Here is a 24206-nt window from a genome sequence, read left to right as displayed (position 1 = left end):
AATAAACTTAAGGTTGTCCATTTTCATCGTCTTCCTGTAGTAATTCAAGAAATTCTGCAACAATATGCGGATCAAACTGGGTAGAAGAACATCTTTTAAGCTCCTCAATTCCATAGTTCATATCTCTAGCCAATTTATATTCTCTCTTATGTGTCATAACATCAAAAGAATCAACTACATTGATAATCCTAGCAAGTAATGGTATTTCTTCTGCCTTCAATCCATTAGGATAGCCAGTTCCATCATATCTTTCGTGATGGGATAAAATCTCATCAGCTATATGCGATAATTCAGGAGTTGATTTAGCTATCCTATATCCAATCTCTGTATGAGATTTCATAACAACCCACTCCTCAGCTGTAAGCTTTGCTGGTTTTAATAAAATTTGTTCTGGTATCCCTATCTTTCCGATATCATGTAATAGACCTAAAAGCTCTAATTCATCTAATTTATCTTGAGGCAACCCCATCCTTTTACCTAGCTTAAAACTCATATTCTTAATTCTCATAGTATGCTCTTCTGTTTCACTATGTTTTTCGTGCAAGGTTCTTAGTAAAGAACTAGTAATAGCATTTCTTGTACTCTTCTTTTCTATGAGCTTATTTCTATACATCCTTTTTTCTGCTACACTCATAACTGCTTCAGATTCTTTATTGTCATCATCCTTTTCAGCATAGCCTAAGGCAATACTAATACTTATAGGAAAGTCTTTTATAGTATCACAAGCTTGTTTGATTTTTGCAATCAAATCTTCAACATAGTCTTTTTCTCTATTTTTGATTAATATTATGAATTCATCACCACTCCAACGAGAGACCACATCATTATGATCACATATATTCTTCATTTCATTGCTTACATTATATATCAGTTTATCACCAATCTTATGACCCAAAGCATCATTAATTAGTTTTAATCCATTTACATCCCCCATGATTATAAAATATGAACTATTCTTATCTTTATCAAGCTCTTCAAACTGCTTTTCCATATATGCTCTATTACTAAGTCCAGTAAGTTTATCAGAATAGCTCAAGAACAAAATTTCTTCTTCATATTTTTTTCTTTCAGTTATATCCATTACTATACTTAAAATCCTAGTTGGTCTTCCCTTTTCATCTTTACTTACTATTTTACCTCTTTCTAAAACCCATATTATTTCTCCAGTATCTTTAATCATCTTGTAGGTTATATCAAAAAGCTCATCGTTATTATTAATGATATTAGTGTAGTTAGTACTCAAGTACTCAATAAACTCTGGATGAATCTTTGAAAAATGCTCATAAAACAATCCATTTTCATTCTTTGAAGTATATCCTAACTCTTGTTTCCATTCTCTATTTATATATAATCTATTAGCAACTAAATCTAAATCTAAATACCCATCTTTAGTAGCTTCCATTATAAGTCTAAATCTTTCATCCATTTCCTTGACATCATTATTAGCAATAGCTAATTCAGCTACCATATTACTAGTAGAATCAGCTATTTTACTTAATTCATCATTACCTGCTAATACAAGCCTTAAGGTTGTGTCCTTCGTCTTTCTGACCCTTTCAACGAAATCATCTAGTAATTTTAATCTTTTTAAAACATATTTATCTAAAATGCGGTTATTTAGAACTAAAATCATGAACAAGGCTACTATATACAGTAAACAAAATATCTTAATATAATTTATTGCAAGTATATGCGCATATCTTTCAATAGACATAGATATTAGTATACTGCTTTCTTCATTTATATCCTTTGTATTCCTATAGGCACTTATCTTATCATAACTTCTAGCAATTGAAATCTCACTTAATGAATGACTATTTCCAGGTAAACCTTTAAATGTTATGTTAGCTTTACTACTTTCGTTTATATAGTTCATCAGTTCTTTATCTACATAACGTCCCATCACTAAGGTTCCATTACTTTTAGCTTTCTCATCAGAAGTAGTAATTGGAGCTTCAGATATTATAAACAACTTATCATAAGCATAGATTGCCCCAGCGTCTGCATCAATCTTATCTGGATTGAAAAACTTCTTATACCTTATGTTAGTTATTTTATCTATTAAGATGTCTCTTTGCCTATTATCAATATCACCATCTATTTCATAAAAAACTTTATTATCTTTATCAAGAAATATTATAAAACTCAAATTAAGTTGTCGAAGTGACTGATTTACCAGATTACTCTTAATATATTCTTGATTTTTATCAAACATAAAGTTATATGTATCATCCCAGTGTGCCCAGTCTAAAGACGTTCTCTTAATTCCATTCTCTTCTCTATCAATTATGGAATCAAAAGTCCTAAAAGAATTATTGACACCTGTATCTTCTATATTAATTATAAACTTAAAAAAAACTAAATATGATATACCAATTGTAATAGCAAGAAAAAGTAAAAAACTTACTGTAGATATAAATAAAGTCTTCAATTTTACACTCATATGTATCAACTCCTAATAAAACTTATAAGAACCTCAATTTTATCTGTTAATAAATTAGGATTATATCAACATTATATATCATTTATCGAATGAAGTCTTTTTTTATAGTAAATAATGACTTAAGTTAACACCAAATAAATTATTTAATAATAACTTTTCTAAAATAATTGCACAAAATTTCCTTCAACTATAAAAGACCGTTTAATAAATTAATATTATTTAAACAGTCTCAAAGTGTATACATTGCTATTCTTTTGTAAACTTTTTATGAATCAAATCTATCAACCTTGAATAATTTTAAATCTTCATTTACTTTACCTAAGTATAATTCACTCAGCATCATTCCACCTAATATCGCAAATAAAATACCATTTGCTCCGTATCCTAAGCAATACCATAATCTAGAGTGATCAGGATCCTTTCCAATAAAGCCCAAGTTATCTTGTGTAGATGCAAATGCTCCACAATATCTATATTCTATTTCTCTTTTATGTTGCTTAAATAAATTCTTTACTCTCTGTTCTAACTTATCATAGCTTTTAGTACATAGCTGTTCATTAAATATATCAGGCAAAAAGTTTATATCCTCTCCACCTATAATAAGCCTATTATCATTAGTAGTTCTAAAATAGTTATATGGTACTTCAGTATCTCTAAAAACTATATTTTTATATATTTCCTCTATGTTGTTAATAGGTTTAGTTGCAAGATTAAACGCAGTAGTTTTAGTACCAAACTCTCTCTTAGTAAATAAACTTGTGTTATAACCAGTTGCTACTATAAGAATCTTTCCTCTAACTTTATGCCCATATACAGTTTCAGCTACAACATCACTTTCATTATAGGTAGCACTTACAACCTCTGTATTCTCATATACTTTTAAACCTTTATCACAGCTTACTCTAAGCAATTCATGAGTAAATCTAAACGGATCAAATTGAGCTCCACCATCTTTACTTAATAATCCTGCCTTTACATCAAATGAAAATGGATTACTGGATTCATCGATAAATTCTACTTTAAACCCATTAGCTTTTCTAATTTTATATTCCTCTTCAACTTTATTTTTATCAATTTCTTTAGAAGTATATAAAAGGCTATCTACTCTTTTAAAGTCACAATCATTACCATACTGTTCTGTAAAATATTGAATCTCATTAAGCGCCTTTATTCCTAATCTATATGATTTTATTATATTTTCTATGGTTGTATATTGTTTCAGTTCCATTATTGTACTATCAAGTTCGTACTGAAGAAGAGAAGTAGTTATACTAGTACTACCATGACCTATTCTTGATTTTTCTAAGATAACAGATTTTATATTATTCTTTGTAAGGTAATATCCTAAAATTGCTCCAGTAACTCCACCTCCAACTATTATTACATCTGTATCTATATCATCAATCAAGTACTCATACTGCTTAGTTACCTTATTTACTCTAGTAAAGATACAATCCCCTTGAACATACTGTACATTCATAATTCTGATGCTCCTTTGTCCATTTGATTAAATTAACTTAAACTTATATCTCCTATATATACTTCCAATTTTAGATATTAATTTATGCATTTACACCGCAACATGTCCGCACAAACTTTTTTCTACACTTAGATTTTATCCTAAAACAATTACTATATAATAAACTTATATTATAATGGATTTATTAAGCAGTTCTTACTAAAAACACTGGAGGAAACATAAAAGATGATTTACTTAAGACCACATCATGGACTATGTATACATCATTTTATAGGAAAAGGGTATAGTGATACCTTTATCTTTAATATGAAAAATATAATAAATATACTGGAAGACAACAGTAATTCTAAAATAACCTTAGTATCTTGCGAAGATGATATTTGTGGTTCTTGCCCTAATAATAAAGATGATAGCTGTTTATCTGGCCAAAAACCTGATTACTACGACAGAGCTTGCCTTGAACTATGTGGTTTAAACTTTGGAGACACCCTGTATTGGCAGGACTTTAAGAAAAAGATACAAACATCAATATTGGAACCTAATAAACTTAAGGAAGTTTGCGTAAATTGTGAATGGCTTTATATTTGCGAAAATCTTTACAAGTAGACTTTTATGCTTTGCTTCAAAGAAATACAAGTTGTTTTTCATTATACTTTGTGAAGATCTTACCTTCATATGTTATTCCTAGACAGTAAAAAATATCTTATGGAATCTAGCTATCAAAATAGTAGCTTCCATAAGATATTCTTATACTGAAATGTTATTTGATAAAATGCGTAAAATAATATAATAACTAATAACATCTAATCTAATCTATCTTCTCTTTTTACCTTATACACTAGGAATATTCCATAACATACTAGTATAAGCGCAATTAAAATTCTTAAATCAAAAATATTTTCTCCTAAGAACAACGCTGATAGAAGTGTTCCAAACACAGGTATCAAAAAATTAAATACAGATATTAAACCAACTTTATTATATGTTAGTAGTTGCGTCCATAATACGAAAGCCACTGAAGAAAGTAATGCCATATATATTAGAAGCAAAGTAGATTGAAGCGTAAAACCTTGGAGTCTTCCTCCTAAAATAAATCCTAATGCTGTTAATATAATTCCACCTATGAACAGCTGATAACCTGTAACTATGGATGGGTCTGATTTTTGTGTTATTCTCTTTCCATAAATTGCAGATATAGCAAAAATAACTGTAGAAATAAGTATAAAGCCTTCTCCTTTAAAGGAAAAAGAAGTTCCGCCACTTGATTGACCATTAAGATTTACAATTATAACTCCGGAAAACCCAACAATACAGCCAACTACCTTATTGAAATTTAATCTATCATTTTTATAAATAAAATGAGCTAATAAAATACTTATAAAAGTACCTGTCCCATTTATAATAGATCCTCTAACTCCTGTAGTATAGGACATTCCAATATAGAAAAAAATATATTGAAGAGCTGTTTGTAAAAAACCAAGAGAGATGACTTGTCCAAATTGTTTTCTATTAAAGTTAAATATTTTTTTCTTAGTAAGTACACTTAATAAAAGAACGAAAACTCCTGCCATTGTGAATCTATATCCTGCAAAAGTTAACTTTGAACCTATATCATTTGCACCTACATGAAATAGTATATATCCAATCTTTATGGATGGATATGCACTTCCCCATAGTACACAGCATAAAGTTGCCAGTAATATGATGTTTTTTCTGTTTGTATAAAAACTTTTATCCATTTGTATTTCTCCTATTTAATTTTGATTATATTTAAATTATTAACTTTCTTAATCAAAGTACTTAAAAGATTCTAATAAATATATTATAAAATATCGGAGAAAAAAACAACGATAATTCAGTTTATAAGACCTACTCTGTTATTAAACATTGATGGTGAAATATTTATCTAAGTATCTTTCTTACAAAAGCTACAGTGAAGTAAGACATAAGAAAAACTCCTATAAAGCCTTCAAACCCAGAAAGTAACATTGCATAAACATTGCCTGGGTTTACATCACCATATCCTATAGTTAGTATTGTTGCAATGCTATGATATAAAGATTGTAGCAACCTTTGCAACAACGGGCTATCACTTGAATATTCACTAAATTTATTGCCATGTAAGCTTACGAAAGGCATCATGTATATTCCTGCAAATGTAACAATTGTAATAAGCATAGTCCACATAATTCTAAATGGATTTGTGGCATAGTGCCCTACAAAATCAAGTAAAAACCACTTAAAAGGGTAAAGTGTATATCTTTTTAGTTTCTTAATCCCTCTATTATACTCATCAGGAAGATTCTCACCCTTTAACTTATAAACACTTTCACATCTTTTAAACTCAAGATAAGCTAAATCTTCGTCATTATATCTTCCTATGTTTCTAAAGTTTTCTTTAAGTAATCTAAACTGATTGGCCTTTTCTTGATAGTTAGTAGTAATTCCTTGAGAATAAATCATATTTTTAACAGCATTCATTCTCCAATCTATATATATCTGTCCTAAGTTTTTTGTATTTAATATATTTAAGCATTGAATATTTATTGATCTTTTAGTGCTAGAAGCTAAATCAAAGGTTTTCTCTATAATACAATTTTCTAAGGTTAGTAAACTACAAGTTTTCAAGGTCATATTTACATGTTCAGTAAATAAGGAATCTCTGCATATAAGCTGATAGATATTACTCTCAGCAAAACTTATAGGCTTACCTTTAAATTCTACTGCTTTGAATAGAATCATTCCTTTTTCTAAATTAATATTACTCATATTAAATTTTCCGCTACCAAGCACCACATATCTAAAGTGAATATTACAATTATTATATGTAGAGAAGCTAAAATCAATATTACTATTACCAAATGCAGCTCCACTAAAGGAAAGCTTTCCAAGTTCTAAAGAAGAACCAAAAAATATAATATCTCCATTATTGAAATTCACATTTATGAAAGACACGTCTCCTTCACCAAAATTAGCGCCACTAAAATCTACTCCATTAATACCAAAAATAGAAAATCCAAAATCAATATTTCCTCTACCAAAAGTTGCTCCGCTAAAATTTAGATGTCCACTTTCAAGTATATTACCTCTAAAACTAATCTTCCCGTCCCCAAATTGAGTTCCATAAAAGTTTATATCTTTACCATAAAACCGTAAAAAAGAAAAATCCTTTTCTCCATTGCCAAACCTTATTCCATTAAAATAAACTGCCTCTGATAGGAAAGTTGATTTTTCAAATTCTATTTTACCGTTTCCAAAAAACGAATAGGCTAGACTAAAACCATCTTTTCCAAAGTTAATATTTTTAAAGTCTGAATCGCCATCAAAAAAGCATTTTTCTGCATAAAAACTTTTAAGAATACTTTCATGCCAACTAAAAAGCTCCCTATACTCGTTAATTGAAAAGTCCATAAAATATAAGTTTCTGAGCTTGAAATCTGGGAATTGATTCATTATAGTTAAAAGTTCATCTTTACTTAGATACCCAAATTCCTTTGTTTCAGAAACTTCATCATCATCATCTAAAAAATTGATAACAACAGTTTCTTTTGCACACAAATCTGAATCTAACTTGTAAGGAATATTTTTTCTAATTACCTCATATTTCATTATCTTTTGCTCCTTGTCATATCTAAACGCCAAATATATTAGTTATACTATTTAATTTATCTTACATATATAATGCTATACTGCATAGGATTACCAATTTAACAATTAAGTTATACCTACAAGATAAAAATTTCAACATACTCCAGTGATGTTATTAAATAAAAAAAACTTCACTTTCATCCTTAATAATTCTTACCTTCAATATAATTACATTAAAGTATATAATTGAAGGATAAATAGCAATTTATTATAATATTATTTATAATCAGTTAATATTAGTAAACTACCTTGTTATTTATAACAACAGTTATAGGAGATTGATATGTCAGAATCATTGATAACCAAAAAAGCTCTTGCTGTTTCTATTAAGGAATTAATGAAAACTATTCCGCTATCTAAAATATCTATACAAGAAATTGCAGACAACTGCGGCGTAAATAGACAAACCTTCTATTATCATTTTAGAGATAAATTCGATCTTGTAAATTGGATCTATTATACTGAAGTCACAGAAAGTATATCAAACTGCAGACATTATGATAACTGGACTGATGGTATGTATAGAACTTTATGTTATCTATCACAAAATAAATCCTTTTATATTAACGCACTTAATACTCCTGGACAAAATGCTTTCGATAGTTATTTCTTCGAGTTTAGTTATGAATTAATCATGGGAGTTGTTAATGATATCTCCTTAGGAATGAAAGTCTCTGATGCCAACAAAAAATTTATCTGTGATTTTTATACTCATGCATTTGTTGGCATAATAGTTCAATGGATTAAAGCAGGAATGAAGGAATCTTGCCAAACCTTAGTAGATCAAGTTAAAAATATCGTCGAAGGTAGTATGCTTGGGGCATTATCTAGATATTAAAGTCTCTAAGCTAATAAATAAATTTACTATCTGTTGGCTTATAAGTAAAGCAAACTCTTAAATTAAGTAATAAAGGTTTCCAAGCTTTTTTTACAGATTTAGATGTACCACTTCGTATTTAAATTCATATTTTAAAATTTTCTCACCAGAAGCAGCGGGAATTTTAAAAATAATTTTGGTTCGAAATGATACATCTTCAGCTTGGAAACCTTTAAATTAAACTATTTCATAAACATTGATTTAAGTGCCATAATCTCTTCACGCAAATTATCATCTCTCATCATAACCATTGCTGAATTAAGAAGTACTCTAGCATCATATTGCCCTTTATATATAGGAGTAACTTCCTTATCTAAGTCTAGAAAATTATAAACAGCCATCTGTGCAGATCTTGCTGAGTAATCTACTGTAAATACAACATCATCTGGTATTTCAGCAAATTGTCCAAGAAAAGCTAAGTTAGTTGAACAGGTTGGCACTACTTGTGGTCTATCCCCTTTTGATCTTGTTAAAAATTGACTAGTTATAAATGGCATTATACAAGGAATGCAAATTGATGTACTCATAATCTTTTCCATATCATTTTTAAAATTAAGATGATATAAAAGCTCAGTTAATATTTCTTCACCGGTGCAATCTATCATTCTCTTCTTTACAAAATCACCTTCGTTGTATGGGAATAAAGCATACCCCCAAAAAGCTTGAACATTATCAGGCTGATTTAGAAAATGAGGCTGATTGTGTAGCACTATTGACATAAACCAACCTGAGTCTTTAAAGGTCATAAGAGCGCCTGTTCCTGGTTGATTTCCTGTATACTCTACTATTTTATCTACCATTGTAGGATCTTTAAGGGTAACTGTGAAAGATTCCCACATTGATTCCTCTACTCTTTGGTTGAAGACCTGTGGTCTTCCGAACTCTGGCGATTCCTTAGCAATCTTTTCCCAAAGCTCCCAGTCACCACCGACTGTCTTGTCATTTAACATTGGAGCACTTGTCATAGAACCAAGACTAGCTCCTGCTGTTAAAGAACCAATTGTTACAAAAACAAAATCCTTATCTTCTACTATTATTTTATCTTCTTTATTACCTTTTTTATAATCAATACCTACAACAGTCTTTTTATCTTCTTGTGTTTTAAAATCTAAGTTAGTAACTAAGCACTCATATTGAAAATCAACACCTTGAGCTTTAAGCCACTGAGTCATAGGTAGTATTATTGAATCATATTGATTGTATGGCGTACGTCGCACTCCAGATAAATCACTAATTCTTGGCAGCTCATGGAAAAATCTATGAAGATATCTCTTGAATTCTACTGCACTGTGCCAAGGTTCAAATGCAAAGGTTGTAGTCCATTGAAACCAAAAATTAGTTTTGAAAAATGATTCTGGAAAACATGATGTAATATCCTTAGTGCCCAAAGATTCTTCTGATTGCATTAAAATATCTATTAATGCTAATCTATCCTCACGATTAAATCCAAGCTTTGATGATTCTAATATTTTAGCATCATTATCTATTAATCTAGCCTTTGCTGATGTATGGATTTTTTTATTAAAAGCTCTGAACTCATCCATTATTGAAACGTTAGGATCAGTTAATGAAGGAATACATTCCATTATTCCAAATATACATTCATATGCCTCTTCATCAAACATTCTTCCACCACGAATTATATAACCTGTTTCAGGATTGCCATTACCATCCATGCTACCACCTGTTATACTGCTTTGTTCAAGTATATGAATATTCTTTGCTGGAACATGCCCATCTCTAATTAGATATACAGCAGCAGAAAGTGATGCAATCCCACCTCCAACTAAATAAGCCTGTACTTTATCAACCTCTAAATGCCTATCAAAATTAAACCTCATCTTTTATCAACCTCTCTTTATAACATTTTTATAAGTGCACTTAACTTACTTTATAGGTGTATATGTACCACTTCTCTCGCAATAATCTGTGAGAGTTTTGAAAATATACTACAGATTTAATTGGTACATTTTTAATATAATGCTTATTAAAAAGATGTTGAATAATCAATTTTTAAGGTTTGTCTAAAAAACATACACAATATTAAAAGTGTCTGCTTTTTAGACTTTAACCATAGAATGTAAAACATAATATACTTTTATCTGTTTTTTCTTAGTTAATTTCATTTAAATATATATCGTGTTATAAGAAATACTGAGTAGTTTATTTTGTAAGATTATTGATTTAGTGCTATAATTGCTTATTGTTATTAAAGACACATAAGTTCGATAATAAATCACTAGGGCTTTAGAAATAGTTCTAGCTTTAGATTTACACTTACTTATGTAAAAATCAAAATAACAACCAAATAAAAAAGTAAAGTGAGAATACTAAGATGAGAAATGAAAAACTAGAAAAATCAATAATTAGAATCGACAATGATATTGTATCTATAAATGTAGCTAAAAAGTATCTATCCAATAGAGATGAAATAAATGAAGTAATTGCTAGTTTAAATAACAAGAGACAATTATTAGCTAACGAGATATATTCTGAAGATCATCTATCCTATTCAGAATGCCGTGAAATCATCAAAGAAATGTTAGGTAAGGAATTAGCTCAAGAGGAACAATCTCAATTACTTGAATTAATTAAAGAAAAGTTCGGAAGACAATCTCCAAACGTAAGCAAGAAAAGTAATGGACTTAATGCATGGCTTAAGGAACTTAATATTGAGTTCAGTTGGATTGAAGATGAAGTAACTGGTTGGAATAAATTAATCATCACTGGATTTGGCGCATATAAGCAGAAATAATTTTATAAAAAAGAGAATGATTATTTAAAATAATCATTCTCTAAAGTGTAATTAATGCGTATCATATTCTATTGCTTTCTAACATACTATTAGAATCAAACTTCTTATATATAAATTTAATTGCAATAAGTAATCCTATGAATAAAACTATAGTCATTAGGTTTGCAATAAAGTCTCCATTTTTAAGGTTTTCAAAATTCATCAATAAATCTGTATTAAACATAGACTTGCCTATACCAATTACTGATCCAAAGAAATCCCATGCAAAATGTATTCCTATAGAAAGATATAAAGATTTAGTTTTTACAAATATATATCCTAAAGTAATACCTATTATAACTATAGTCAATAATGACATTAAATCACTATACCTTCCAACATGTAATATAGAAAAACATAATGAACTTACTATAATAGCTACTGGAGTACTGTATTTTCTCATTAAATAATTTTGTATAACACCTCTAAACACTATCTCTTCACAAAATCCAGGGAAAGCTGTGGTGATTAGCACTAGTACAACTGTTCCAATCATATATAGAGGTGATTGATCACTGAATCCGTAGCCTTTAAACTGTACAATTCCTAACAAATTCACTGATGAATAAAGTAAAATGTACATAATTGAAACTATTGCAAAACCAATCAGGATATTTCTAATACTATTGTTACTAAACTTCATCCCTATGTGCTCTAAATTAAATTTCTGTTTATTAAATCTTTTGACCATGAAAATAGCAATCAAAACAATAATTATTTCCATGATTACATAGGATATAATTGCTAATGCAGTACTGTTATTGAATAAATTCTCACTAGCTGCCTTACCCAACTCTCTACTTCCAAGAAGCTTGCTTTCATATACCTCAACACCTATGTGAAGCAATATCATCCAAGCATATACTCCTATAAATGAACCAACTACAACTGAAATTGCTAATTTTATTGGATTCTTAACGTTGTTATCCTTTATTTTCATGACCATATCTCCCTTACTCTTTTCTATGTTTTAATAATATACTAAGAGAAGGTAATATGAATATTCACTAAGGTCATATTTATGGTCATATAATTTTCTTCAAGAATAAAATCGCCGCTGTACGATTGGTAACCCCTAATTTGCTATATATATTAGTAATATAATTCTTTACTGTCCCTAAGGTTAAAAAAAGCTTGTCACATATCTGCTTGTTTGAATATCCTTCACAAAGCAGCATGCAAATTTCTTTTTCTCTTTCTGTTATTTTAAATGCATCAAAATCCACCGCATTTTCATCACTTTCACTCTTTGTCTTTAAAACTCTATTGACTAGTTTTGCAGCTACTTTAGCAGGTAATAGCATATCTCCATTAGCTGCCTCTTTTATTGATTGAATCAATCTGTCTGCATCAATATCTTTTAGTAAATACCCATCAGCTCCGCACTCTAGAGCTTCAATTATCAAATCATCTGTATCAAAGGTTGTAAGCATTATTATTGCAACATCCTTAAATTCAGCTTTAATTATTTTTGTTGCTTCTACTCCATTAAGTATAGGCATCCTTATATCCATTAATATAACGTCAGGTTTTAGCTTTTCCACTAGCTCATAGGCTTCTTTGCCATTACTTGCAGTACCAATTACCTCTAAGTCATCTTCTAGATCTAAAATTGTCTTTAAGCCATCTCTCATTAAAGTTTGATCATCTACAATTAGAATTCTCAGCATTAATTTTCCTCCACCATAGGTATTTCGATTTTTATAGTAACTCCAGTATTTATTTTAGATTCAATATTAAATATTCCACCTACATCCTCTACCTTCGACCTCATATTATTTATACCAAAGCCTGGTTTAAATTTGTCAAATCCTTGTCCCTCATCTTGTAAGATAAATTTTATTGTATTATTTTCACATTTTAAATTAACCTTAAACCGTTTGCTTTTTCCATGCCTAATTCCATTAGTTATGCCTTCTTGAAGAGCTCTGTAAATTATATTTTCTATTTTCCCATCAAGTTTAGGTATAGCTGCTAAATCATATTCTATATCCAAATCATTGTTTTTCTTAACTTCTTCTACAAAAGTCCTTAATATATCTACAAAATCTAATAAATGTTCTCCATCCTTCAAGGCTCTTACTGATTTACGAATATCACTAAGGCCTGTCTTAACCTGCTGTTGAGCAGAGTTTAATTTTTCTAAGGCTAAGTCTGGATCTTTTTTTATTAATCTTTTACTAGCTTCTAGTTGTATAGTGACAGTAGTTAAAATATGTCCTACTGTATCATGAATCTCTCCAGCTATCCTATTTCTTTCTTTAAGTACTATTATTTCTTCTTTATCTTCATATAACTCTTGAAGCTTCTCATATGCCCTCTCTAATTCATCAGTTCTTTCTTCTAATTCTTTAGATATTAATTGAGCCTTTGTCTTTTCATTTAATTCATACTTAACTGCTATTGTTAAAACACATGCAAACGTAAAGTTTATAGTAATTATAGATACATTGTACAGATTTAGCACTTCATGTTTAAAGAACACCACCAGCATATATACTACGTAATTAGTTAAAGCAAAACCTAGTGCAACCTTAGTGGAATTATTAATAATAGCGGTACCAACATTAACTAATAACAATACGATTGAAGCTCCTGTAGTATCTAAAAATACTATAAATAGAATAATTAAAGTATTCATGACACCAAGTACATTTCCTTGTTTAGGCAGATTTTTATTAATTTTTTTGTTGTTAATAAAATATAGCGCTATCAATACAATAAAAGCAACCAATAACATTGTTCGATTTTCCATAGTATTATTATTTAAGATAACTACAGCAACTAGTAGATTTATCACATTCATTACCACAGAAAATATTCTTATATTTTTATCATCCAATCCCTCTACCCCCGGTAATTTAATTCACAGTAATCTTAATATAAACATAATTTTAGGTACTAACTTTAATTATTAAAATACATAGTGTAAAAATATCTTTATTTACACTTCTCTTTTAAAAATATATAATTATGTCATTATCTATTAATTTCCATAAAGACAACTAGCTTCAATTAATTATAATCTATAACATTCATAAGGTGGTATTAATAATGTATAAAAATATTATATTTGATATAGGAAATGTATTACTGAGTTTTAACCCTATTGAGTACCTAAGCTCAAAAATTAAGCAGCCTGAAAAAGTTTTAGAAGTACACAAAGAATTATTTCAAAGTGAAGAATGGATAATGCTTGATAGAGGTACCATAACAGAAGAAGATGCAAAAAATGCTATCATAACCAGAAGCATAAATAACGGAGATTTAATAAAGCTTTCCTTCGAAAATTGGTATGACCTTCTTACCGCTATTGAGCCATCAGTTGAAGTATTAAAGCTACTAAAGGCTTCAGATTACAAGGTTTACTTTTTATCAAACTTCCACTTACTTGCCTTTGAACATATAATTGAAAAATATGATTTCTTTAAACTCTTTGATGGTGGCATTGTATCTTATAAAGAAAAACTTATAAAACCTGAGGAAGCTATCTATAGAAGATTAGTAGAAAAATATGACCTTATCCCTGAAGAATCGATTTTTATAGATGATGTAGAGGAAAATGTTGAAGGTGCTAGAAAGCTAGGTATCAATACGATATTACTTAAAGATCCTACTAGCTTAAAAGAGCATTTAAAAACATACAATATTTATCTATAAATATATACTAAAAAGATACTTAATAAGCTAGGATATATCTTAACTTATTAAGTATCTTTTTTTAGGCTCATTATAACCTCATATCTATGACTTTGACTTTTTGTAATCATCAAATCTGCTAATCACATCTGGATTATCTTTTATAAAACAAATGTATTTTTCAAAACATCTTGTGGTTTCATCACTTAATGTATGTTCAACCTTTTCTGTTTCTTTTAATATCTTCTCTTCAGTTATGCCAAGTAATCTCAGAAAAGCTTCTATAGTTTTGTGTCTTTTTAGCAAAAACTCTCCTAATTTCTTCCCTTCATCTTTTAATATTATGACTCCATACTTTTCATATAATAAGAGATTTAATTCACCTAACCTTTGTACCATTCTAGTAGCAGAAGGTGGATGTACATTGAGAGCTTCAGATAATTCGTTTATTCTAGTAAAGCCCTTATCTATGGATAATCTATATATCATCTCTAAGTAATCTTCCATAGATGCTGTAAGCAAATTCTCTTCATTTTTCATATATTCACTAAAGGTATGAAAAGCTTTATTGTCCAAAATTTCTCACCTACTTTTAAGGTTTATAAAGCCTTAGTAAATTATATGCACAGGAGTGTAAAAAAATTACCCTCGAGTAACATTTTTATATATTCCTTCATAAATTAAATTAGGGTAAAAGTTTTAGCATAGGCTAACTTTTATAACCAGTACATTTTTCAAATCCTTATTTATCATATTTCATACAGAAGGTGAATTAAATATGAGCAAAAAACATTCAGTTAAAAAGCCTAGTAGCATAGAAACTACAAAGCATACAATAAATAATCCTCTAAGCTTATTAAGCAAATTTAGAGGAGCATTAAAGTTTTTCGGTCCTGCTTTTATTGTAAGTGTTGCATATATTGATCCAGGTAACTTTGCCACAAATATTAGTGGAGGGTCAATATTTAATTATAGTCTTTTATGGGTCATTCTATGGAGTAACTTAATGGCAATATTTCTTCAAATAATGTCTGCAAAGCTTGGTATTGCCACTGGTAAAAACCTAACAGAAATGTGTAGAGACGTGTTCTCTAAAAAAATGAATTGGTTCTTTTATATAGTATCAACCCTTGCTGCAATAGCTACAACTATGGCTGAATTTATTGGAGGGGCACTAGGGCTATATTTGTTGTTTGGTATACCAATTAACTATTCGGTAGCCTTAACTGCCATAATAACTCTAATGATTGTTTATCTACAAAAATATGGCCAAAGAGTTGTTGAGATAGTCATAACTATACTTATAGCTGTTATTTGTGTATCTTATACAATTGAGTTATTCCTTGCAAAACCTGAATGGCCTCAAGTGGCACTACACACATTACTTCCATCTCTTCCAAACAGTCAAGCACTTTTAATTGCTGTTGGAATGCTCGGCGCTACTGTTATGCCTCATGTTATATATCTTCACTCACAGTTAGTTCAAAATCGTAATGACAACATGACCTTAGAAGAAAAAAAGAACCATTTAAAAATGGAGAAAATCGATGTTTTGGTGGCAATGAATATTGCATTTATAGTAAATGCAGCAATGGTTATTGTTTCTGCCTCAGTATTTTATAGCAGAGGAATAGCTGTTGATTCAATAGAACAAGCTCATAGATCCTTAGAACCACTTTTAGGTACGCTTTCAAGTGGAGCCTTCGGAGCAGCTTTATTAGCATCTGGCTTCTCCTCATCGTCAGTTGGAGCTATGGCTGGTGAAACAATTATGGATGGGTTTGTAGATTTAAAAATTCCGTCAATTGTTAGAAGAGTAATAATAATGCTTCCGGGAATAGTGGTTATCTTAATTGGAATAAATCCTATGAAGGCGCTAGTAATGAGTCAGGTATGCTTAAGTTTTGTTCTACCAGTTACAATTATATGTATGCTGATAATCACTAGTAGAAAAGATTTAATGGGTACCTTTGTAAATAAACCTATAGTCAAGTACTTGGGATGGATCATTGCCATAATTATTATAAGCTTGAATGCTTTATTGATATATTTTGCTTTAACTGGACAGGCGTAGAATTTACTCATAGATAAGGCTTCTAAGCTTAATTATCTTCAATTAAGTTAAGTGACTAGGAAGATACTATAAAATATATCTTCCTAGTCACTTATTTTTTCTATCTAATAGATTGATTAAATTTTAAAGTTGATAAAATTTAAAGTTCCAAACTAATACCATATTACAACTCTCTTTCGTGAATAAAGTTTAATACATCATTTCTGATTTTACTTTTATTTAGTACAATACCAGAATGACCACACTTGTATACATACCTCTTTGGTTTATCCCAACTAGTCCATAATACATCACTATCTTTATTCATTATGTATTTATCATAATAGCCTGATACAAGAAGTATTTTTTCTTTATCAATCAAAGGTTTCTTCAAGCTTGGATTTATAATACTCCAGCTTCTTTTTAAACTCTCTCTATCGAAACCATTCCTTAAAAAATCTTCTTTTACAAATTTACCTACTATAGTTTCATATGCAGTATAATGTAAGTCGTTGGCGTAAAATAATGAAATTAATATATCAATATTTTCCTGAACTTCGCATAGTAGATTAGATATCATCCCGCCCAAGCTTAGACCAATTACAATTACCTTGTCGCCTCTTTCTTCCTTTATGTATCTTATTAACGCTCTAATATCACTAATTGACTGCTGTACTGATTTAATAGTTCTATTTACATTAGAACTGAAAAAGTACTCTCCACTATATAGAGATTCATTTGGACATCTTTCCATATGGAAAGGTAATATGTAACTATAAACATCATATCTTTCCTCAATAAAGCTGTTTAAAAACACATTTTCCAACCTGTTAAGCTCTTCAGATCTCCAACCATGTATCAATATAACACTTGTGTTTTTAGGCTCTTCTTTACATAAGCTATAATAAAAAATAGATTCAGCATTACTCTCTCCATTATCTATTTCACTTAAAAACTTTAATTTCCCCTTGGAATATCCATCTTCAAGTCTATCTTCTTCTAATTTAATCTTTGGTAAAGCTGGCTTAATATAAAACGTCTCATGGTCGCCATCAATTAAGGAAAACTCTTCTTCATCAAAATAAAATTGATCTGTCTTACTGTATTCTTTATGCAGACCCATTAGTCCATAGCTATCTGCTATCTTTGCTATTATCCCCCTCAAAGCTTACTTCTCCTTCATACTATTTTAAACTTAATTGCGAAATTTATATTACAATTTTATCATAAATAGTAAAAGTGGTTGCATTTTTTGTACAACCACTTAATTTTACAAACTTCTTCTATATAACTTTATTATGATGATTTTTTAAGCTTAACAAGAAATTATCAACTTAAATATAAGAAGGATTTTACTCTACAGAAGACTGTCCTTCTGGCAGTTTTCCCATCTGACTGATAACCATATCATAATAACGTCCTCTTTTCTCCATTAAACTCTTATGATCTCCACTTTCTAATATGTTTCCTCTCCCAATAACCATTATATGGTCTGCATCTCTAATGGTAGATAGTCGGTGTGCTACTAGGAAACTGGTACGGTTTTTCATGAGTCTTGTTAAAGCCTTTTGTATATCTTTTTCTGTCTTTGTATCAACGCTGCTGGTAGCCTCATCTAGTATTAGAATAGGACTGTCACATAATACCGCCCTAGCAATGGAGATAAGCTGACGTTGTCCTTGGCTTAAATTATCTGTAGCTCCTGATACCATGGTCTTATAACCTTTGGGAAGCTTATCTATAAAATCGTGAGCACGAGATATTTTTGCTGCTTCTATAACTTGTTCATCTGTTGCATCTTTTTGGGAATATCTTATGTTATCCATAATAGTACCAGTAAATAGACAAGTATCTTGAAGCACTACTGAAAAACAGTTCCTAAGACTTTCTCTCTTTAAATTTGTAATTGGCTCTCCATCTATTAGAATTCTTCCCCTATCAGCATCATAAAAACGAGTAAGTAAATTAACAATAGTGGTTTTACCAGCTCCAGTTTCTCCAACTAAAGCTACAGTTTCTCCTGCTTTTACGCTAAAGCTTATACCCTTTAAAATAGGAGTTGTTTTGTTGTAGGAGAAATATACATTCTCAAAAGCAACATCTCCTCTTGGATTTTTGATATCAATGGCATTTTCTATATCTGCTGTTTCTTCTTCATGATCTAAAATCTCAAATACACGCTCTGCACCTGCAAGAGCTGACTGAATAGTATTAAACATACCTGCAACAGAGTTAAGAGGCTGTGCAAACTGCTTGGAATAACTTAAAAAGCTTACAACTGTTCCAACAGCTAGCCCATATCCTACAGATAATATTCCTCCCACAATTGCTACTATTGCAAAGATAAAATTATTAATAACATTCATAAGAGGCATCATATATCCAGCCCAAGTTTGAGCTTTACTACTGCTTTCGAATAATCTCTCATTTATTTCTTTAAAATTCTCTAATACATCCTGCTGCTTGCCAAAAGCCTTAACCATTTTTAATCCTAGTATATTTTCCTCAACAACTCCATTAAGTGAGCCTAAACTTTTCTGTTGAGCTAAAAAGTACGAACGACTTCTTGTTGCTATCATACGAGTCAAAAGAACTACTAATGGAATACATAACAATACAACAAGGGTAAGAGGTACATTTAAAGTAATCATAACCACAAAGGAGCCAAGCAAGGTTAAAACACTTGATACCAATTGTGTAGTTGTCTGAGCAATAGTAGAACTTATATTATCTACATCGTTTGTAATTCTACTCATAGTGTCTCCATGGGAGCGAGTATCATAAAATTTCAATGGAAGCTTTTGCATCTTCTCAAAGAATTCTGTACGTAATACAAGCACCAACCTTTGGGAAACCTTAAGCATTATAACCCCATTAATCCAAGCTATTACACAATTAGCTACATATAAGGCTATGATTATCCATACTAAGCCCATCAGGATTTTCGTATCAACTGTTCTATTTGAAATCTTAAAAGTATTAAAGGTCTTTCCTATAAAATAAGGTATTGCTACTGAAATTACTGACGAGAAAACTGTAAGTATAATAGCAACAAGGATTGTTTTAGCCCATCTCATATATATCTTTATTATACGGCTTAAGGTACCTTTTGGATTTTTAGGTTTTGCAGTAGGTGCAAATCTATTAGGTCCTCCACCACCTGGTCTCCCTCCAATAGATGGAGCCTTCATATCTTGTCTAGGAATCTGCTGTGCCATAACTTACGCCTCCTTGCTGCTTTCTATTTGTGTCTTATAGATATCCTGATATATTTCACAGGTTTGCATAAGCTCACTATGAGTTCCATAGCCTACTTTGACACCATTATTCATCACCAAAATCTTATCTGCAAACATAGCTGTACCACAACGTTGAGTGATAGTTATTACAGTCTTATTTATTGCCTTAGGATCAAGATTCTCCCTTACCTTAGCTTCGGTTACCGCATCCAAAGCACTAGTTACATCATCTAGTATAAGTACTGAGGAATCCTTAAGAATCCCACGAGCAATAGATATACGCTGTTTTTGACCACCAGAAATGTTTACTCCAGCGCTTCCTAAAGTACTTTCATAGCCATTTTGCATATTACTTATAAAGCTTGCTTGAGCTTTGTTAGCAGCTTCATACATTAACTCTTCTGTTGCTTCTTTATTACCCCATCTTATATTTTCTGCCACAGAACCTGAAAAAAGCATTGGCTTTTGAGGAACTATCGAAATATTATCTCTAACCAACTCCACCTCTAGTTCTTTTATATCATGGCCATTTATCAATATAGCTCCACTATTTATGTCATAAAATCTTAAAAGTAACCAAGCAATAGTAGACTTTCCGCTGCCGGTTGGACCAATTATAGCTAAACTTTGTCCATTGTTTATAGAGAAAGATAGTTCTTTTATGGCTGGCACACCACTTCCACTAGGATAGGCAAAAGTGACATTTCTAAATTCTATATCTCCACTTAACTCTTTTCTCTCACTCCTATTACTAAAATCTTCTTCACTATCAAGCACTTCCTTGATACGTACAGTGGAAGCTTTAGTTCTTACAAAGGTATTAAATATATTAGTTATCATTATTAAAGAAGTAAGAATTTGCGCCATATAAATAGTAAATGCCGCTATATCTCCCGGATTAGCAAGTTTTGAAACAAACATACTGCTACCAGTCAAAATCACAATAACCGTACCGATTCCAACTGTAATGGCGATTAAAGGCGAAGTTAAAGTCACGATAATTTGTGAAGCTACACCTTTTTCCATAAGATTAGTGTTTGCAGTTTCAAACTTATCAGTTTCCTTATCATAGGTTCCAAAAGCTTTAACTAAACGTATACCTATTAAATACTCTTGAACCACAGAGTTTACCTTATCCATAGCTTGTTGAAGCTTATAAAAACGTGGATAACTAAGCTGCATGCTTACTATAATGAGTATAGCAACTATTGCAACTACCCCGTAAATAATAAGACTTAGCCTAAAATTAAGTAAGCTTGCAAGCACAATACTTCCAATACAAGTTATAGGTGCCTTAAGAAAAATTCTCATAATACCATTCACAAACTGGGTAATTTGAGAAGTATCATTAGTCATGCGTGTAATTAGGGAGCCACTTTCAAGTTTATCTGCACTTAATTCAGAAAAGTGAACAATCTTCTCAAACAAATCATATCTTAAATCTGCTCCCATTCTTTGTGAAACCTTGCTTGCTAATATATTTCTTGTTACTGCAAAGCATGCCCCTATAAAAGTTACTACAACCATAAGTGCTCCCCAATAGTAAACCTTAGAGAGGGCCCCTTGCTCTATTCCTGTATTAATTATGTTTGACATAAGTGTTGGACCAAGCAGGTCACATACCGCTTCCAATGCAACACAAAAAACAGCAGTCAAAAAAGGAACCTTGTACCGTTTAAAATATTTGCTATATAAACCCATTTCTCTAACCCTTCTTTCGTTAAAGGAATTCTAACTTAGACAGCTTAACTTGCACACGATAACAACTGTATGCAGTATCTAAATAAAAATATACTAGTTTTTATAAATTTCATACATTATTATACACCTTTTATTTTTTATAAAAATAACTCTAACTAATTAGTATAGGTTTTCAGATGTTAATTTTTTGTTTCTAAAAATATAACTCATTCTGTATAAAAACAAAAGCCATGTATAGTTAAGAAAATCTCTTCTCTTACATACATGACTTTTACTTTCAAAAACTTTTATGTACTTATTCCTGCTTCATGGTGTTTCTCAAGTTTTCACTTGAAGTATTGATCTTATTCATCAAGTTAAATATGTTATCCACATTTAAATTATTTTCTTCAATGGTTGCAAGCATCTCTTCTGTAGCTGCTGAATGTTCTTCTGCAATAGATGCCATGCTTTCAGATTCTCTGCTTACTCTATCGAAGATTGTCTTAGTATTTTCAATAGCTTTAAGTTCCGTAGATATATTCTTATCTATTTCTTTAAAAGCTTGCTTAATATTTTCAAAGCTTTCATTTACATCTTTTGTAATCACTTCTCCGATCTTAGCAGCATCATTACCGTTTTGTACTGTTTCTAAAACCCTTTGTGTCTTAGCATTTATTGTAGTGATGACTTCATTTATCTGCTTTACAGTGTCCGCACTTTCCTCTGCAAGCTTTCTTACCTCATCAGCTACAACTGCAAATCCTCTGCCTGACTCACCAGCTCTAGCAGCTTCTATCGCAGCATTTAGTGCTAACAAATTAGTCTGCTCCGCAATCTGCACAATTGATGAAAGGAAATTATTTATTATATCCATATTAGACTGCAATTCACTCACTGTAGCCACAGATTCAGTTGCTGCAGTACTTATTATATTCATCTGCTTATCCATCTGTAGTATTTTTTCAGAACTCTTAGATACTAATCCGCTTGTTCTACGAGAAATATCACCTAACTGTTTTGAAATTTCTTGAGTTTCTAGAACCTTTTCATCAGCAATATTCATCATATTACTAATTTCATTTATTGCATTAGCTTGTCCAGTAACTCCAGTAACTACTTCATTAACAGTCTCAACCATTGTTTCGCTGATCTCTTTTACAGATTGTAAGTTAGTAAAACAGCTCGTTATATCTTCACCTAGGGCTACTGTATTCGTATTTATTGCACCCATAGTAACCTTTAAACCCTCTAAAGAACTTCCTGATTTCTTAGCTTCTTCCCCAGCTAATTTGATCATATCCTTTCCCCACTTAGTCATGAAAAAGATTATTAAAACTATAATATTTACAATTACTATCTGTATAACTGAACTTGTGTTTAGTTGTCCTATTAATGCCAACTTTCCAATCATAGATAGATTTGAAAGAAGTGCACTAGTAATAAATATACTTGTATTTAAATATAATGCCGAGATACTTATTGGTAAAATAATTAAATATACAGAATTTACACTTGATGTAGAACTAGCTGTAGTCATACTCATAATAACGATTGTTATGTACGCAACTAAAATCTCGTATTTCTGCTTAATGATTGAAAAAATAGAAACCGCTAAAATTAATGCTATAACTCCTGCAGTTGCAAAAGTTGTTGGAGTCTTTTGCGATATTCCTAAGAAAATCAAAAATGCACATAGTAACCCTATAATGATAGCTACCACCTTGTTTACCTTTTTCAAGTGTTCCTTCATAAACCCTTGTCCTATATTACTTGTCAAACCCTTTTCCATCCTTTTTTTCTCTCCTTGATTGTCCTATATGATATTATCTATATGAAAAAGTCGCTGAATCAATTTTCTTCAGTGACTTTATATGAATCTGCCTTTCAAAACATAGTTTAAAAAACATGGCAGATTACTAGGGTTCGATTTTTACTACACACCCTAAAAGCGTAAAATTACTACATCTAATTATCGATAAATTAATTAATTTCAACACTATCTTTTAACAATAATTTAATATTATTTAAATCATTTTGTCGTTTATATAGATGAACCACTTCGTAATAGAATTTATATTTTTAAATTCTCTCACCAGAATCCGTGAGAGTTTTAAAAATAGATTTCGGATCGAAGTGGTTCATCTTTATGTATATTATATCAAAAAATATCGTAAAACGGTGTGATTTGTTCACATATTTGTAACTTTTCTTAGTTATAAGATAAAAATAAAAACGGTAAAGAAGAAGAATGTTTTGTTCCTCTTTTTCACCGTTTTTATATATTCCGGTTATATACCATGTTAAACCTTAATGTACTTAATTAGACACTAATATATCTATGATAACTTTC

18 protein-coding genes are annotated in these 24206 nt (G+C 30.4%); 5 read left to right on the top strand and 13 right to left on the bottom strand.

Annotation, left to right across the window (positions count from 1 at the left end; genetic code table 11):
• Nucleotides 1-7: 7 nt before the first annotated feature.
• On the bottom strand, nucleotides 8-2443 hold the full coding sequence (locus JHL18_RS07195; protein ID WP_243277818.1) for an HD domain-containing phosphohydrolase: 2436 nt from the start codon (nucleotides 2441-2443) through the stop codon (nucleotides 8-10).
• Between the two features lie 265 nt (nucleotides 2444-2708).
• Nucleotides 2709-3923: an NAD(P)/FAD-dependent oxidoreductase gene (locus JHL18_RS07190; RefSeq protein ID WP_200267569.1), complete on the bottom strand. Its 1215-nt coding sequence runs from the start codon at nucleotides 3921-3923 to the stop codon at nucleotides 2709-2711.
• Between the two features lie 225 nt (nucleotides 3924-4148).
• On the opposite strand from JHL18_RS07190, the gene JHL18_RS07185 reads away from it, so the two are divergent.
• Complete coding sequence (locus JHL18_RS07185) at nucleotides 4149-4529, top strand: DUF1284 domain-containing protein (RefSeq protein WP_200267567.1); 381 nt, start codon at nucleotides 4149-4151, stop codon at nucleotides 4527-4529.
• A 197-nt stretch (nucleotides 4530-4726) separates the two neighbouring features.
• Here the strand turns inward: JHL18_RS07185 and JHL18_RS07180 are convergent, their stop codons facing one another.
• Entirely contained in the window at nucleotides 4727-5662 is a 936-nt protein-coding gene (locus JHL18_RS07180) for a DMT family transporter (protein ID WP_200267565.1), read from the bottom strand.
• A 163-nt stretch (nucleotides 5663-5825) separates the two neighbouring features.
• Entirely contained in the window at nucleotides 5826-7532 is a 1707-nt protein-coding gene (locus tag JHL18_RS07175) for a potassium channel family protein (RefSeq protein ID WP_200267564.1), read from the bottom strand.
• A gap of 322 nt (nucleotides 7533-7854) precedes the next feature.
• Here JHL18_RS07175 and dhaS point away from each other — a divergent pair, with 322 nt between their 5' ends.
• Entirely contained in the window at nucleotides 7855-8409 is a 555-nt protein-coding gene (gene dhaS / locus JHL18_RS07170; RefSeq protein WP_200267562.1) for a dihydroxyacetone kinase transcriptional activator DhaS, read from the top strand.
• 221 nt (nucleotides 8410-8630) lie between these two features.
• On the opposite strand, the gene JHL18_RS07165 is transcribed toward dhaS, so the two are convergent.
• On the bottom strand, nucleotides 8631-10289 hold the full coding sequence (locus JHL18_RS07165) for an oleate hydratase (RefSeq protein WP_200267560.1): 1659 nt from the start codon (nucleotides 10287-10289) through the stop codon (nucleotides 8631-8633).
• 494 nt (nucleotides 10290-10783) lie between these two features.
• On the opposite strand from JHL18_RS07165, the gene JHL18_RS07160 reads away from it, so the two are divergent.
• The gene (locus JHL18_RS07160) at nucleotides 10784-11203 is read left to right on the top strand and encodes a hypothetical protein (RefSeq protein WP_200267558.1); all 420 of its coding nucleotides are present in this window, start codon (nucleotides 10784-10786) and stop codon (nucleotides 11201-11203) included.
• A gap of 61 nt (nucleotides 11204-11264) precedes the next feature.
• Here JHL18_RS07160 and JHL18_RS07155 read toward each other — a convergent pair whose 3' ends face one another.
• From JHL18_RS07155 to JHL18_RS07145, 3 genes are all read right to left on the bottom strand, one after another.
• On the bottom strand, nucleotides 11265-12182 hold the full coding sequence (locus tag JHL18_RS07155; protein WP_200267556.1) for a CPBP family intramembrane glutamic endopeptidase: 918 nt from the start codon (nucleotides 12180-12182) through the stop codon (nucleotides 11265-11267).
• Nucleotides 12183-12267: 85 nt separating this feature from the next.
• A complete protein-coding gene (locus JHL18_RS07150) occupies nucleotides 12268-12912 on the bottom strand; it encodes a response regulator (protein ID WP_200267554.1) in 645 nt (214 codons plus the stop codon).
• Nucleotides 12912-14084, bottom strand: coding sequence for a sensor histidine kinase (locus JHL18_RS07145; RefSeq protein ID WP_200267552.1), 1173 nt, complete (start codon nucleotides 14082-14084; stop codon nucleotides 12912-12914). Before JHL18_RS07145 ends, JHL18_RS07150 begins: the two co-directional genes overlap by 1 nt.
• 212 nt (nucleotides 14085-14296) lie before the next feature.
• Between JHL18_RS07145 and JHL18_RS07140 the strand changes: the two genes are divergently transcribed.
• On the top strand, nucleotides 14297-14902 hold the full coding sequence (locus JHL18_RS07140; protein ID WP_200267550.1) for an HAD family hydrolase: 606 nt from the start codon (nucleotides 14297-14299) through the stop codon (nucleotides 14900-14902).
• Nucleotides 14903-14986: 84 nt separating this feature from the next.
• Here JHL18_RS07140 and mntR read toward each other — a convergent pair whose 3' ends face one another.
• A complete protein-coding gene (gene mntR, locus JHL18_RS07135; protein ID WP_200267548.1) occupies nucleotides 14987-15457 on the bottom strand; it encodes a transcriptional regulator MntR in 471 nt (156 codons plus the stop codon).
• Between the two features lie 202 nt (nucleotides 15458-15659).
• Here mntR and JHL18_RS07130 point away from each other — a divergent pair, with 202 nt between their 5' ends.
• Nucleotides 15660-16955: an Nramp family divalent metal transporter gene (locus JHL18_RS07130; protein WP_200267546.1), complete on the top strand. Its 1296-nt coding sequence runs from the start codon at nucleotides 15660-15662 to the stop codon at nucleotides 16953-16955.
• Between the two features lie 163 nt (nucleotides 16956-17118).
• Here the strand turns inward: JHL18_RS07130 and JHL18_RS07125 are convergent, their stop codons facing one another.
• From JHL18_RS07125 to JHL18_RS07110, 4 genes are all read right to left on the bottom strand, one after another.
• Nucleotides 17119-18099, bottom strand: a complete 981-nt coding sequence (locus JHL18_RS07125) for an alpha/beta hydrolase (RefSeq protein WP_243277817.1) — start codon at nucleotides 18097-18099, stop codon at nucleotides 17119-17121.
• A 187-nt stretch (nucleotides 18100-18286) separates the two neighbouring features.
• Nucleotides 18287-20152 (bottom strand): ABC transporter ATP-binding protein, encoded by a 1866-nt coding sequence (locus JHL18_RS07120; RefSeq protein WP_200267544.1) that lies wholly within the window; start codon nucleotides 20150-20152, stop codon nucleotides 18287-18289.
• A 3-nt stretch (nucleotides 20153-20155) separates the two neighbouring features.
• Complete coding sequence (locus JHL18_RS07115; RefSeq protein ID WP_200267542.1) at nucleotides 20156-21874, bottom strand: ABC transporter ATP-binding protein; 1719 nt, start codon at nucleotides 21872-21874, stop codon at nucleotides 20156-20158.
• 295 nt (nucleotides 21875-22169) lie between these two features.
• On the bottom strand, nucleotides 22170-23645 hold the full coding sequence (locus JHL18_RS07110) for a methyl-accepting chemotaxis protein (protein WP_200267540.1): 1476 nt from the start codon (nucleotides 23643-23645) through the stop codon (nucleotides 22170-22172).
• Nucleotides 23646-24206: the final 561 nt, after the last annotated feature.

Source organism: Clostridium yunnanense, assembly GCF_016595795.1.
Lineage (GTDB): Bacteria > Bacillota > Clostridia > Clostridiales > Clostridiaceae > Clostridium_AR > Clostridium_AR yunnanense.
This window is presented reverse-complemented; position numbering and strand designations above follow the sequence as displayed.